Source organism: Mycobacterium kyorinense, assembly GCF_002101735.1.
Classification (GTDB): Bacteria; Actinomycetota; Actinomycetes; order Mycobacteriales; family Mycobacteriaceae; genus Mycobacterium; species Mycobacterium kyorinense.
The window spans coordinates 20221-34247 of the sequence record NZ_LQPE01000088.1; the positions used below are offsets into that span (position 1 = coordinate 20221).

5 protein-coding genes are annotated in these 14027 nt (G+C 69.8%); 4 read left to right on the top strand and 1 reads right to left on the bottom strand.

The features are described 5' to 3' along the window. Positions 1-6: 6 nt before the first annotated feature. Complete coding sequence (locus AWC14_RS29185) at positions 7-1584, bottom strand: serine/threonine-protein kinase (RefSeq protein WP_081968344.1); 1578 nt, start codon at positions 1582-1584, stop codon at positions 7-9. 128 nt (positions 1585-1712) lie between these two features. Here AWC14_RS29185 and AWC14_RS10870 point away from each other — a divergent pair, with 128 nt between their 5' ends. The 4 genes from AWC14_RS10870 (at position 1713) to AWC14_RS10890 (ending at position 13954) form a co-directional block, all read left to right on the top strand. After that, a complete protein-coding gene (locus tag AWC14_RS10870) occupies positions 1713-2435 on the top strand; it encodes a DUF1906 domain-containing protein (protein WP_045384633.1) in 723 nt (240 codons plus the stop codon). Between the two features lie 492 nt (positions 2436-2927). Next, a complete protein-coding gene (locus AWC14_RS10880; RefSeq protein ID WP_057003467.1) occupies positions 2928-12140 on the top strand; it encodes a type I polyketide synthase in 9213 nt (3070 codons plus the stop codon). A gap of 3 nt (positions 12141-12143) precedes the next feature. After that, complete coding sequence (gene acpS / locus AWC14_RS10885) at positions 12144-12533, top strand: holo-ACP synthase AcpS (protein WP_045384635.1); 390 nt, start codon at positions 12144-12146, stop codon at positions 12531-12533. 95 nt (positions 12534-12628) lie between these two features. Next, positions 12629-13954, top strand: a complete 1326-nt coding sequence (locus tag AWC14_RS10890) for a dipeptidase (RefSeq protein ID WP_045384637.1) — start codon at positions 12629-12631, stop codon at positions 13952-13954. The last annotated feature ends 73 nt before the right edge of the window (positions 13955-14027 follow it).

Sequence of the window (14027 nt, forward strand, 5' to 3'; positions counted from 1 at the left end):
AGAAATCTAGGGCCAGCCGAGCGGCGGCCGCACGCCTGACCCCTCGACGCGCCCCTTGCGGACCCACGGCGTGCAGCCGGCGGTGCTGAACCGCGCGACCAGCGGCCCGATGACCACGTCCTGCCCGTCGTTGCCGGCCCCCAGCAGGTTGCCGGCGTTGTCGTAGGTGTGCCAGGAGCAGCCGGCACCGGCGACCCCGTTGGCCGCCGCGTAGAGGCCCGGCGACATCTCCCCGGGAACCGCGTACGTCCCGGGCGGGATGAACGGCCCGGTAGACCCCGGCGCGCCCGCCATGACCGCTGCCGCGGCCTCGCATTTGCCGCGCGGAAATTCCTTGAGGCAATTGCGCCAGCCATATTCGCCGGCGATCAGCGGGTACATCCGTTCGACCTCGGCGTTGGGCTGCCACAACGCGCCGTGCCGAACACTCATACAGCGAATCGGCGTGTTCGAGTTCGAGAAGGTGGTGGTGTTGATTTCCTCACGGGCACACGGTGCACCCATCGGTGGCCTGCCGTGGTCTGCCGCCGGAATTACCTGTGGTTGTCCGGGGACGCCGGCGGCGTGGGCCGTCGGCGACGCCGATCGCCGCGCGTCGCTGACCCGCGTCCCCGTGACGATCACCGACCCGGTCAGCATCAGGCTCACCAGCGTCGGCACGACGACGGCGGCCCGCACCAGCGGGTGGATACGCGACGCCGACGGCCTACCGGCCGCCAACCGGGTGCGCAGAAGGCGACGCCGCTTTGGACGGTCGCCCTTGAGCGCCTCGGCGAAGTCCCGGCAGCACGCGAACCTGTCGGCCGGGTCCTTGGACAGCGCGCGGGCCAGCGCGGCGTCGAGGTGGGCCAGTTCCGGTTTGGTGTCGCTCAGCTTGGGCGGCACGCCGTTGAGATGCTTGCCGATCACCACCGCCGGATTGCTGTGCCGAAACGGTGGCGAGCCGGTCAGGAGATGAAACGCGGTGGCGGCCAACGCATATTGGTCGGCGCGGCCATCGATGGGCGCGTCCACGAGTTGCTCGGGTGCCGCGTAGCTCATGGTGCCCACGGCCATGTTGGTCACCGTCAGGCCGCTGATGTCGTCCAGCCGCCGGGCGATGCCGAAGTCCGCGAGCAGGATTCGTCGCCACCCGCAGACCGGTTGGGTGATCAGAATGTTGCTCGGCTTCACGTCGCGGTGCAGCAGGCCGCTGTCGTGGGCGTAGTCGAGGGCATCGGCGATCGCCGTGACGATCTCGACCACCTCGTCCGCGGGCATCCCATCGGGATAGCTGTCGTGCAGCAGCTTGGCGGCGTCGGAGCCGTCGACGTAATCCATCGAAATCCACAACTGGCCCTCGTATTCGCCCCGGTCGTGCAGGCCGACGATGTGGGGGTGCCACAGCGCCGCGGCCAGGTCGGCCTCCCGGTTGAACCGCTCGCGGAACTCCGGGTCGGCGGACACGTCGGCGGGAAGCACCTTGAGCGCATCGCGTCGCGGCAACCGCGGGTGCTGGGCCAGATAGACCTCACCCATCCCGCCAGAACCCAGGTGCCGGACGATGCGGAAACCAGCACACGTCGTGTCGCTCGCCAACGGCATGGGCGAATACTACAGATGTAATTCGAGTCTTTGCATGTGTCACCGCCGAGGCGCAATAGGACTTCTGATGCAGGCGTGGCTCGTGGCGTCGATGTGGTAATTGATGCATTTGTCGTACCCTGTGACTCGTGCCAGTGTCCCGGCGCGAGGTGCTCAAATGCGCGGCCGTGACGCCAGCCCTGATCGGTTTGGGCGTCGCGGCCTCGTCGCTGCGTGCCGCGATCGCCTCGGCCGGCCCCCTGGGCGTGCTGCTCGACTACGCGGCCGGGGTCATCCCCGCCAGCGACATCAAGGCGGCGGGCGCGGCAGGGTCGATCCGGTACGTGTCCGACCGCCGCCCCGGCGGCGCCTGGATGCTCGGCAAGCCGATCCAACTGGCCGAAGCCCGTGACCTGTACGGCAGTGGGCTCAAGATCGTGTCGTGCTACCAGTACGGCAAGCAGGACACCGCCGACTGGCTCGGCGGTCAGAGCGCCGGCGTCGCGCACGCGAAGCGGGGATGGCAGCTGCACACCGCCGCCGGCGGCCCCACCGGCGCGCCGATCTATGCCTCCATCGACGACGATCCGTCCTACGAGCAGTACAAGCAGCAGGTCGCGCCCTATTTGCGAGGTTGGGAGTCAGTGCTCGGCCACCAGCGTGTCGGCGTCTACGCCAACTCGAAAACCATCGACTGGGCGCTGCAGGACGGCCTGGGCTCCTATTTCTGGCAGCACAACTGGGGTTCGCCGCGCGGATACACCCATCCGGCCGCCCACTTGCACCAGGTCGAGATCGACAAGCGCAGTGTCGGCGGCGTCGGGGTGGACATCAACCACATTATGAAGCCGCAATTCGGCCAGTGGGACTGACGCGACCGCTTGCACACCTGACTCGCGGGTAAGGTTCCAGCAAACTTTTGAAACGTCCTCCGGCGGCCCAATTTTCGCCGCCGGCGGCGCGGCCCGGCGGCCGACGCGTCGCGGCGCGCGCGGCGACGTCGAAAATTGGAACATAACGATTTGATAACAATACTGCCTTGATCAGCGCTGTTGTGCCTACTCGACCGTAACCACCTGCACGCAGCAGGTTTGTTCCGCGCGCTAGCGGGCGCGATTGAGCGCGGTGTTACCCACGTAACCGCTACCCGTGCGTAGAACTCGCCAGTAACCGATCTGGCCGGAAAAATCCCAGGGTTCTTATGACACTCTTATTGCAGCCGATGCAGTCCACCGCCCCCTCGGGCCGGCCCGCCGCAGCCCTCAGGTCAGCGGAGAATCGGCCGGATTCGACGGGGAATCAGACGACGCCCAGGGCAGCGCAGCTCTGACAGACAAGCGATACGTACCTAGGAGATACGCAACGTGACGATCCACGAGCACGACCGGGTGTCCGACGACCGCGACGGAATGTCCGCCGAGGCCACGCAGGGCACCCACGCTCTGGTCGATCGTCTGACCGCCGGCGAGCCGTACGCCGTCGCGTTCGGCGGCCAGGGCAGCGCCTGGCTGGAGACCCTCGAGGAGCTGGTGTCCTCGGCCGGCATCGAGTCGGAGCTGGCGACGCTGGTCGGCGAGGTGGACCTACTGCTCGAGCCCGTCGCCAAAGAGCTGGTCGTGGTGCGGCCCATCGGCTTTGAGCCGCTGAGCTGGGTGCGCGCGCTAGCGGCCGAAGACCCGGTTCCCTCGGCCAAGCAACTGACCTCGGCCGCCGTCTCCGTGCCCGGCGTGCTGCTCACCCAGATCGCCGCGGTGCGCGCGCTGACACGCCAGGGCATGGACCTGTCCGCGACGCCGCCGGTGGCCGTGGCCGGGCACTCGCAAGGCGTGCTGGGCGTCGAGTCGCTGAAGGCCGCCGGCGCCCGCGACGTCGAGCTGCTGGCCCTGGCCCAGCTGATCGGCGCTGCCGGCACCCTGGTAGCCCGCCGGCGTGGCATCTCGATCCTCGGCGACCGCCCGCCGATGGTGTCGGTGACCAACGCCGACCCCGAGCGCATCTACCGGCTGCTCGAAGAGTTCGCCCAGGACGTCCGGACCGTGCTGCCGCCGGTGCTGTCCATCCGCAACGGTCGCCGATCCGTCGTCATCACCGGAACCCCCGAGCAGCTGTCGCGCTTCGAGCTCTACTGCAAGCAGATTTCGGACAAAGAGGAAGCCGACCGCAAGAACAAGATCCGCGGCGGCGACGTGTTCGCGCCGGTCTTCGAGCCGGTCCAGGTCGAGGTGGGTTTCCACACGCCGCGGCTCTCCGACGGCATCGACATCGTCGGCGGCTGGGCCGAAAAGGTCGGCATCGACGTCGAGCTGGCCCGCGCGATGACCGAAGCCATCCTGGTGCAACCGGTCGACTGGGTCGACGAGGTGGTCTCGCTGCACGAGGCCGGTGCCCGCTGGATCCTCGACCTGGGCCCCGGCGACATCCTGACCAGGCTGACCGCACCGGTGATCCGCGGCCTGGGCATCGGCATCGTGCCGGCGGCCACCCGCGGCGGGCAGCGCAACCTGTTCACCATCGGCGCCGTGCCCGAGGTGGCCCGCCCGTGGTCGAGTTACGCCCCGTCCGTGGTGCAGCTGCCCGACGGCCGGGTCAAGCTCTCGACGAAGTTCACCCGGCTCACCGGCCGCTCGCCGATCCTGCTGGCCGGCATGACGCCGACCACCGTCGACGCCAAGATCGTCGCCGCCGCGGCCAACGCCGGGCACTGGGCCGAGCTGGCCGGCGGCGGGCAGGTCACCGAGGAGATTTTCAACAACCGCATCGAGGAATTGGGCGGCCTGCTCGAGCCCGGCCGCACCTACCAGTTCAACGCGCTGTTCCTCGACCCGTATCTGTGGAAGCTGCAGGTCGGCGGAAAACGCTTGGTGCAGAAGGCCCGTCAGTCCGGCGCGCCGATCGACGGGCTGGTGGTCAGCGCCGGCATCCCCGAACTGGAGGAAGCCGTCGAGCTGATCGACGAGCTGGGCGAGATCGGCATCAGCCACGTGGTGTTCAAGCCGGGCACCGTGGAGCAGATCCGCTCGGTCATCCGCATCGCCACCGAAGTGCCGACCAAGCCGGTCATCATGCACATCGAGGGCGGGCGCGCCGGCGGCCACCACTCCTGGGAAGACCTCGACGACCTGCTGCTGGCCACCTACTCGGAGCTGCGGTCGCGGCCCAACATCACCGTCTGCGTCGGCGGCGGCATCGGCACCCCGGAGCGGGCGGCCGAATACCTGTCCGGGCGCTGGGCGCAGGCGTACGGCTTCCCGCTGATGCCGGTCGACGGCATCCTGGTCGGCACCGCGGCGATGGCCACGCTGGAGTCCACCACCTCGCCGTCGGTCAAGCGGATGCTGGTCGAGACCCAGGGCACCGACCAGTGGATCAGCGCCGGAAAAGCCCAGGGCGGCATGGCATCCAGCCGCAGCCAGCTCGGCGCCGACATCCACGAGATCGACAACACCGCCTCACGCTGCGGCCGGCTGCTCGACGAGGTGGCCGGCGACGCCGAGGCGGTGGCCAAGCGCCGCGACGAGATCATCGCCGCGCTGAACAAGACCGCCAAGCCGTACTTCGGCGACGTCGGCGAGATGACCTACCTGCAGTGGCTGCGCCGCTATGTCGAACTGACCATCGGGGACGGCAACTCGACCGCCGACACCGCGTCACCGGGCAGCCCGTGGCTGGCTGACACCTGGCGCGACCGCTTCCAGCAGATGCTGCAGCGCGCCGAAGCGCGTTTGCATGCCAAGGATTTCGGCCCGATCGAGACGCTGTTCAACGATCCGGAATCGCTCGAACGCCCCGACGAGGCGATCGATGCGCTGCTGGCGCGTTACCCCGACGCCGAAACTGTGCAGCTGCACCCCGCCGACGTGCCGTTCTTCGTCACGCTGTGCAAGACGCTGGGCAAGCCGGTCAACTTCGTGCCCGTCATCGACAAGGACGTCCGGCGGTGGTGGCGCAGCGATTCGCTGTGGCAGGCGCACGACGCCCGCTACGACGCCGACCAGGTCTGCATCATCCCCGGCACCGCGTCGGTGGCCGGCATCACCCGGATGGACGAGCCCGTCGGCGAGCTGCTCGACCGCTTCGAGCAGGCCGCCATCGACGAGGTGCTCGCGTCCAACGGGCAACCGGCGCCGGTGACCGCGCGTCGGCAGGGCCGCACCAACGTGAGCGGGCCGCTGGCCGTCGTGCTGGATGCCCCCGACGTGCTGTGGGCAGGCCGCGCCGCCACCAACCCGGTGCATCGCATCGCCGACCCCGCCGACTGGCAGGTACACGAAAACCGCACCGCCACACACTCTTCCACCGGGGCGCGACTGCAGACTGAGGGCGAGCAGGTCGTGTTGAGCGTGCCGATCTCCGGCACCTGGATCGACATCCGGTTCACCTTGCCGCCGACAGTGGTCGACGGCGGCACCCCGGTCATCGACACGCAAGACGCGGCCGCCGCGATGCGGTCGGTGCTGGCGATCGCCGCCGGCGTTGACGGGCCCGACGCGCTGCCGCCGGTGCACGACGGGACGGCCACCGTCACCGTCGACTGGAACCCCGAGCGGGTCGCCGACCACACCGGCGTCACCGCCACCTTCGGCGAGCCACTGGCCCCCGGCCTGACCACCGTGCCCGACGCGCTGGTCGGCAGCTGCTGGCCCGCCGTGTTCGCCGCGATCGGCTCGGCCGTCACCGCCACCGGCGTTCCCGTCGTCGAGGGCCTACTGAGCCTGGTGCACCTGGACCATGCCGCACACCTGGTCGGCAAGCTGCCCACAGTGCCGACCCAATTGACTGTCACCGCAACGGCTTCCACCGCCACCGACACTGAAGTCGGCCGGGTGGTGCCGGTGTCGGTGACCGTTGCCGACGCCGACGGCAAGACGCTGGCCACCCTCGAGGAACGCTTCGCCATCCGCGGCCGCACCGGCGCCGCCGAACTGACCGACCCGCTGCGTGCGGGCGGCGCGGTGTCCGACAACGCCACCGACACCCCGAGGCGCCGCCGCCGCGACGTCACGCTCTTCGCACCGGTCGACATGCGGCCGTTCGCGGTGGTCTCCGGCGACCACAACCCGATCCACACCGACCGGGCCGCCGCGCTGCTGGCCGGACTGGAATCGCCGATCGTGCACGGGATGTGGCTGTCGGCCGCGGCGCAGCATGTGGTGACCGCCACCGACGGCCAGGCCCGGCCGCCGGCCCGGCTGGTCGGCTGGACCGCGCGTTTCCTGGGCATGGTCCGCCCTGGCGACGAGGTGGACTTCCGGGTGGACCGGGTCGGAATCGACCAGGGCGCCGAGGTTTTGGAGATCGCAGCCCGAATCGGATCGGATCTCGTCATGTCGGCGACGGCCCGGCTGGCCGCGCCCAAGACCGTCTACGCGTTCCCCGGCCAGGGCATCCAGCACAAGGGCATGGGCATGGAAGTCCGGGCCCGCTCCAAGGCCGCCCGCAAAGTGTGGGACTCCGCGGACAAGTTCACCCGCGAAACCCTGGGCTTCTCGGTGCTGCACGTGGTGCGCGACAACCCGACCAGCATCATCGCGTCGGGTGTGCACTACCAGCACCCCGAAGGCGTGCTGTACCTGACCCAGTTCACCCAGGTCGCGATGGCGACCGTGGCGGCCGCCCAGGTCGCCGAGATGCGCGAGCAGGGCGCGTTCGTGGAAGGCGCGATCGCGTGCGGCCACTCCGTCGGCGAATACACGGCGCTGGCCTGCGTGACCGGCATCTACGAGCTCGAAGCGTTGCTGGAGATGGTGTTCCACCGCGGCTCCAAGATGCACGACATCGTGCCGCGCGACGAGCTGGGCCGCTCCAACTACCGGCTGGCCGCGATCCGCCCGTCGCAGATCGATCTGGACGACGCCGACGTGACGGCGTTCGTCGCCGAGATCTCGGAGCGCACAGGTGAATTCCTGGAGATCGTCAACTTCAACCTGCGCGGCTCGCAGTACGCGATCGCCGGCACGGTCCGCGGCCTCGAGGAACTGGAGGCCGAGGTCGAGCGGCGTCGCGAAATCACCGGCGGCAAGCGCTCTTTCATCCTGGTGCCCGGCATCGACGTGCCGTTCCACTCGCGGGTGTTGCGGGTCGGGGTCGCCGAATTCCGCCGGTCGCTGGACCGGGTCATGCCGCGCGACGCCGATCCGGACCTGATCATCGGGCGCTACATCCCCAACCTGGTGCCGCGGCCGTTCACCCTCGACCGCGACTTCATCCAGGAGATCCGCGATCTGGTGCCGGCCGAGCCGCTCGACCCGATCCTCGCCGATTACGACACCTGGCTCCGCGAGCGGCCCCGCGAGATGGCGCGCACCGTCTTCATCGAGTTGCTGGCGTGGCAGTTCGCCAGCCCGGTGCGCTGGATCGAAACGCAGGATCTGTTGTTCACCGAGGAGGCCGCCGGCGGCCTGGGGGTGGAGCGCTTCGTCGAGATCGGTGTGAAATCGTCGCCGACCGTCGCCGGGCTGGCCACCAACACGCTGAAGTTGCCCGAATACGCCCACAGCACAGTGGAAGTGCTCAACGCCGAGCGCGACGCCGCGGTGCTGTTCGCCACTGATACCGACCCAGAGCCGGAGCCGGAGATCGAGGAAGCGGAGCCCGCCGCGGAAGCTGCTGCGCCGCAAGCGGATGCGGCCCCCGCACCCGCTCCGGCCGCGGCTCCGTCTGGTGCTCCACGCCCGGACGACATTCCGTTCGACGCGGCCGACGCCACGCTGGCGCTGATCGCGCTGTCGGCCAAGATGCGCATCGACCAGATCGAGCCGCTGGATTCCATCGAATCCATCACCGACGGTGCGTCGTCGCGGCGTAACCAGCTGCTGGTCGACCTGGGTTCGGAGCTGAACCTGGGCGCCATCGACGGCGCCGCCGAGGCCGATCTGGCCGGGCTGCGCTCGCAGGTCTCCAAGCTGGCCCGCACCTATGAGCCTTTCGGCCCAGTGCTTTCCGACGCGATCAACGACCAGCTGCGCACCGCGTTCGGCCCGTCGGGCAAGCGACCGGCCGCCATCGCCGAACGGGTCAAGAAGACCTGGGAACTCGGCGACGGCTGGGTCAAGCACGTCACCGTCGAGGTCGCGCTGGGTACCCGCGAGGGCAGCAGCGTGCGCGGCGGCGCGCTGGGCCATCTGCACGAGGGCGCGCTGGCCGACGCCGCTTCGGTCGACAAGGTCGTCGACGCCGCGGTTGCGGCAGTGGCTGCGCGCCAAGGGGTTTCGGTGGCACTGCCGTCCTCGGGTGGCGGCGGGGCGACCGTCGACGCCGCGGCGCTCTCCGAATTCACCGACCAGATCACCGGCCGCGACGGCGTTCTCGCGTCGGCCGCCCGCCTGGTGCTGAACCAGCTGGGGCTCGACGACCCTGTCACCGCGCCCGCGGCGGCCACCGACGCCGAACTGATCGACCTGGTCACCGCCGAACTCGGGGCGGACTGGCCGCGGCTGGTGGCGCCGGCTTTCGACGCCAAGAAGGCCGTCGTGTTCGACGACCGCTGGGCCAGCGCCCGCGAGGACCTGGTCAAGCTGTGGCTGGCCGACGACGACGACATCGACGCCGACTGGGCGCGCCTCTCCGAACGGTTCGAGGGGGCCGGACACGTAGTGGCGACCCAGGCCACCTGGTGGCAGGGCAAGGCGCTGGCCGCCGGGCGGCAGATCCACGCCTCGCTGTACGGCCGCATCGCCGCCGGCGCGGAGAACCCGGACAAGGGCCGCTACAGCGACGAGGTCGCGGTGGTGACCGGCGCATCGAAGGGCTCGATCGCCGCGTCGGTGGTCGGGCAGCTGCTGGACGGCGGCGCCACGGTGATCGCGACGACGTCGAGGCTCGACGACGAGCGGCTGGCGTTCTACCGCACGCTGTATCGCGACCACGCCCGCTACGACGCCGCGCTGTGGGTGGTGCCGGCCAACATGGCGTCCTACTCCGACATCGACGCGCTGGTCGAGTGGGTGGGCAGCGAGCAGACCGAAAGCCTTGGGCCGCTGTCGATTCACGTCAAGGATGCGCAAACCCCGACGCTGCTGTTCCCGTTCGCGGCGCCGCGCGTCGCCGGCGACCTGTCGGAGGCCGGGTCGCGCGCCGAGATGGAGATGAAGGTGCTGCTGTGGGCCGTGCAACGGCTCATCGGCGGGTTGTCCAGCATCGGCGCCGAGCGCGACATCGCGTCGCGGCTGCACGTGGTGCTGCCCGGTTCGCCCAACCGCGGCATGTTCGGCGGCGACGGCGCCTACGGCGAAGCCAAGTCGGCGCTGGACGCGGTGGTCACCCGCTGGCACGCCGAGTCGTCGTGGGCGCAGCGGGTCAGTCTGGCCCACGCGCTGATCGGCTGGACCCGGGGCACCGGGCTGATGGGACACAACGACGCGATCGTCAGCGCCGTCGAAGAAGCTGGTGTGACAACGTATTCCACCGACGAGATGGCCGCGATGCTGCTGGGGCTCTGCGACATCGAGTCCAAGGCCGCGGCCGCCAACGCGCCGCTGAAGGTCGACCTGACCGGCGGGCTCGGCGACGTCGAGCTCGACATGGCCGAGCTGGCCGCCAAGGCCCGCGAAGAGATGACGTCCGAGGCCGCGACCGACGACGACTCCGCGCCCGAGGGCACCATCGCCGCGCTGCCGTCGCCGCCGCGCGGCTACACGCCGGCGCCGCCGCCGGAGTGGGACGACCTCGACGTCGACCCGGCCGATCTGGTGGTCATCGTCGGTGGCGCGGAGCTCGGGCCGTACGGCTCGTCGCGCACCCGCTTCGAGATGGAGGTCGAAAACGAGCTGTCGGCCGCCGGGGTGCTGGAGCTGGCCTGGACCACCGGGCTGATCCGCTGGGAAGACGACCCCCAACCCGGTTGGTACGACACGCAATCCGGTGAACTCGTCGACGAATCCGAGCTGGTCGAGCGCTACCACGACGCCGTGGTCGAGCGCGTCGGGATCCGCGAGTGGGTCGACGACGGCTCGATCGACCCCGACCACGCCTCGCCACTGCTGGTGAGCGTGTTCCTCGACAAGGACTTCACCTTCGTCGTGTCGTCGGAGGCCGAGGCGCGCGCCTTCGTGCAGTTCGACCCCGAGCACACCGTCATCCGGCCGGTGCCCGACAGCACCGACTGGCAGGTGACGCGCAAGGCGGGCACCGAGATTCGGGTGCCGCGCAAGAACAAGCTGTCGCGCATTGTCGGCGGCCAGATCCCGACCGGCTTCGACCCGACGGTGTGGGGGATTCCGGCGGACCTGGCCAGCTCGATCGACCGGCTGGCGGTGTGGAACATCGTCGCGACCGTCGACGCGTTCCTGTCCGCCGGGTTCGGCCCCGCCGAGGTGATGCGCTACGTGCACCCGACGCTGGTGGCCAACACCATGGGCACCGGCATGGGTGGCGGCACCTCGATGCAGACCATGTACCACGGAAACCTGTTGGGCCGCAGCAAGCCCAACGACATCTTCCAGGAAGTCCTGCCGAATATCGTTGCCGCGCACGTGGTTCAGTCGTACATCGGCAGCTACGGCGCGATGATCCACCCGGTCGCCGCGTGCGCGACGGCGGCGGTGTCGGTCGAGGAGGGCGTCGACAAGATCCGGTTGGGCAAGGCCGAACTGGTGGTGGCCGGCGGCATCGACGACCTGACGCTGGAGGGCATCATCGGCTTCGGCGACATGGCGGCCACCGCCGACACCGGCATGATGCGCGGCCGCGGCATCAGCGACTCGAAGTTCTCTCGGCCCAACGACCGCAGGCGGCTGGGCTTCGTCGAAGCCCAAGGCGGCGGCACCATTCTGCTGGCCCGCGGGGACCTGGCTGTGAAGATGGGGCTGCCGGTGCTGGCCGTGGTCGGATACGCGCAGTCGTTCGGTGACGGGGTGCACACGTCGATCCCCGCGCCCGGGCTCGGCGCGCTGGGCGCCGGCCGCGGCGGCAAGGACTCGCCGCTGGCCCGCTCGCTGGCCAAACTCGGCGTCGGCGCCGACGACATCGCGGTGATCTCCAAGCACGACACCTCGACGCTGGCCAACGACCCCAACGAGACGGAACTGCATGAGCGGCTTGCCGATTCGCTGGGCCGCTCCGACGGCGCCCCGCTGTTCATCGTGTCGCAGAAGAGCCTGACCGGGCACGCCAAGGGCGGCGCCGCGGTCTTCCAGATGATGGGTCTGTGCCAGATCCTGCGCGACGGCGTCATCCCGCCGAACCGCAGCCTGGATTGCGTCGACGACGAGCTCGCCGGCTCCGGGCACTTCGTCTGGGTCCGCGACACGCTGCGGCTCGGCGGCAAGTTCCCGCTCAAGGCCGGCCTGGTGACCAGCCTGGGCTTCGGGCATGTGTCAGGGCTGATCGCGCTGGTGCACCCGCAGGCGTTCCTGGCCACGCTGAGCCCCGAACAACGCGAGGAGTACCGGCAGCGCGCCGACGCGCGACTGCTGGCCGGGCAGCGGCGGCTGGCCTCGGCGATCGCCGGCGGACGCCCGATGTACGAGCGGCCCGCCGACCGTCGTTTCGACCACGCGACGGCCGAAAAGCCACAGGAGGCCGCGATGCTGCTGGACCCGGCGGCGCGGCTGGGCGATGACGACGTCTTTGTTCGTTGATCGATGAGCGTCGTCGGGATCGGGATCGACCTGGTGTCCATTCCGGAGTTCGCCGGCCAGGTCGACCAGCCGGGAACGGTGTTCGCGGAAACCTTCACGCCGGGTGAGCGCCGCGACGCCTCCGACAAGAGCTCGTCGGCGGCGCGCCACCTGGCGGCCCGGTGGGCGGCCAAGGAGGCGGTGATCAAGGCCTGGTCGGGGTCGCGGTTCGCGCAGCGGCCGGTGCTGCCGGAGGGCATTCACCGCGACATCGAGGTGGTCACCGACATGTGGGGCCGGCCGCGGGTCCGGCTCACCGGCGCCATCGCCGAGCATCTGAAAGACGTGACAATCCACGTGTCGCTGACCCACGAGGCAGACACCGCCGCCGCCGTAGCCATCCTCGAGGTGTGACCCTCGCTCACCTTCCGGCGCGAGCGTGCATAGTTGTACGGGTTGAGCGCGTTTGGGCGGCATTCTGTGCACGTTCGCGGCAAGAGAGGTGAAGCATGAGCGATCTCATCGAACGCGTCCGCGCTGTGCTGCCTTCGGTGCGACGGGACCTCGAGGACCTGGTCCGCATCGAGTCGGTGTGGGCCGACCCGGCCCGGCGCGGCGAGGTGCACCGCAGCGCCCAGACTGTCGCGGACCTGTTGGCGCAGGCCGGTTTTGGCGATGTGCAGATAGTCAGCGCGGACGGCGCGCCGGCCGTCATCGCGCGACATCCGGCACCGCCGGGCGCGCCCACCGTGCTGCTCTACGCGCATCACGACGTGCAGCCCGAAGGTGACCATGCCCAATGGGCGTCGCCGCCGTTTGAGCCGACGGAACGCGACGGCCGGCTTTACGGGCGCGGTGTCGCCGACGACAAGGCCGGTATCGCAACGCATTTGGCGGCGTTTCGGGCACACGGCGGCAATCCGCCGGTGGGGGTGACGGTGTTCGTCGAAGGGGAGGAGGAGTCCGGGTCGCCGTCGCTGGGTCGGCTGCTGGCCGCGCACCGCGACGCGCTGGCCGCCGATGTGATCGTCATCGCCGATTCCGACAACTGGAGCATCGACGTCCCGTCGCTCACCGTGTCGTTGCGTGGGCTGGCCGATTGCGTGGTGGAAGTCGCCACCCTCGACCACGGACTGCACTCCGGCCTGTGGGGCGGCGTGGTGCCCGACGCGCTCAGCGTGCTGGTGCGGCTTTTGGCCAGCCTGCACGACGACGACGGCAACGTGGTGGTGGCCGGCCTGCACGAAAGCGCGGTAGCTGCTGTGGATTACCCCGACGAGCGGGTGCGTGCCGAGACCGGGCTGCTCGACGGTGTCAGCGAGATTGGTTCCGGCTCAGTGCCGCAACGACTTTGGGGCAAGCCGGCGATCACGGTGATCGGCATCGACACGACATCGATTGCGGCGTCGTCGAACACGCTGATCCCGCGCGCTCGCGCGAAGGTCAGCATGCGGGTCGCTCCGGGCGGCGACGCCGTCGCGCACCTCGACGCGCTGCGCACCCATCTCGAGCAGCACGCGCCGTGGGGCGCGCACGTGACCGTCACGCCCGGCGAGTTCGGTCAGCCGTATGCCATCGACGCCAGCGGGCCGGTCTACGACGCCGCGCGCGCCGCGTTCCGGCAGGCCTGGGGCACCGAGCCCGTCGAGATGGGAATGGGCGGCTCGATCCCGTTCATCGCGGAGTTCGCCGGCGCATACCCGCAGGCCACGATCCTGGTCACCGGCATGGAGGACCCGGCCACGCAGGCGCACAGCGTCAACGAGAGCGTGCACCTCGGGGTGCTGGAACGGGCCGCCGTCACCGAAGCGCTGTTGCTGGCGAAGCTGGCCTAGGAGACTGCTGATTTAGTGGCGCGGGTTTCGGCGTGGCTGAGTGGGTTTGGTGCGGGTTGCCGCGAGGATCGCC

Bases quoted from the DNA above. Each gene is read 5' to 3' on its own strand.
- AWC14_RS29185 (WP_081968344.1), bottom strand. From the start codon at position 1,584: ATGCCGTTGGCGAGCGACACGACGTGTGCTGGTTTCCGCATCGTCCGG.
- acpS (WP_045384635.1), top strand. From the start codon at position 12,144: ATGAGCGTCGTCGGGATCGGGATCGACCTGGTGTCCATTCCGGAGTTC.
- AWC14_RS10890 (WP_045384637.1), top strand. From the start codon at position 12,629: ATGAGCGATCTCATCGAACGCGTCCGCGCTGTGCTGCCTTCGGTGCGA.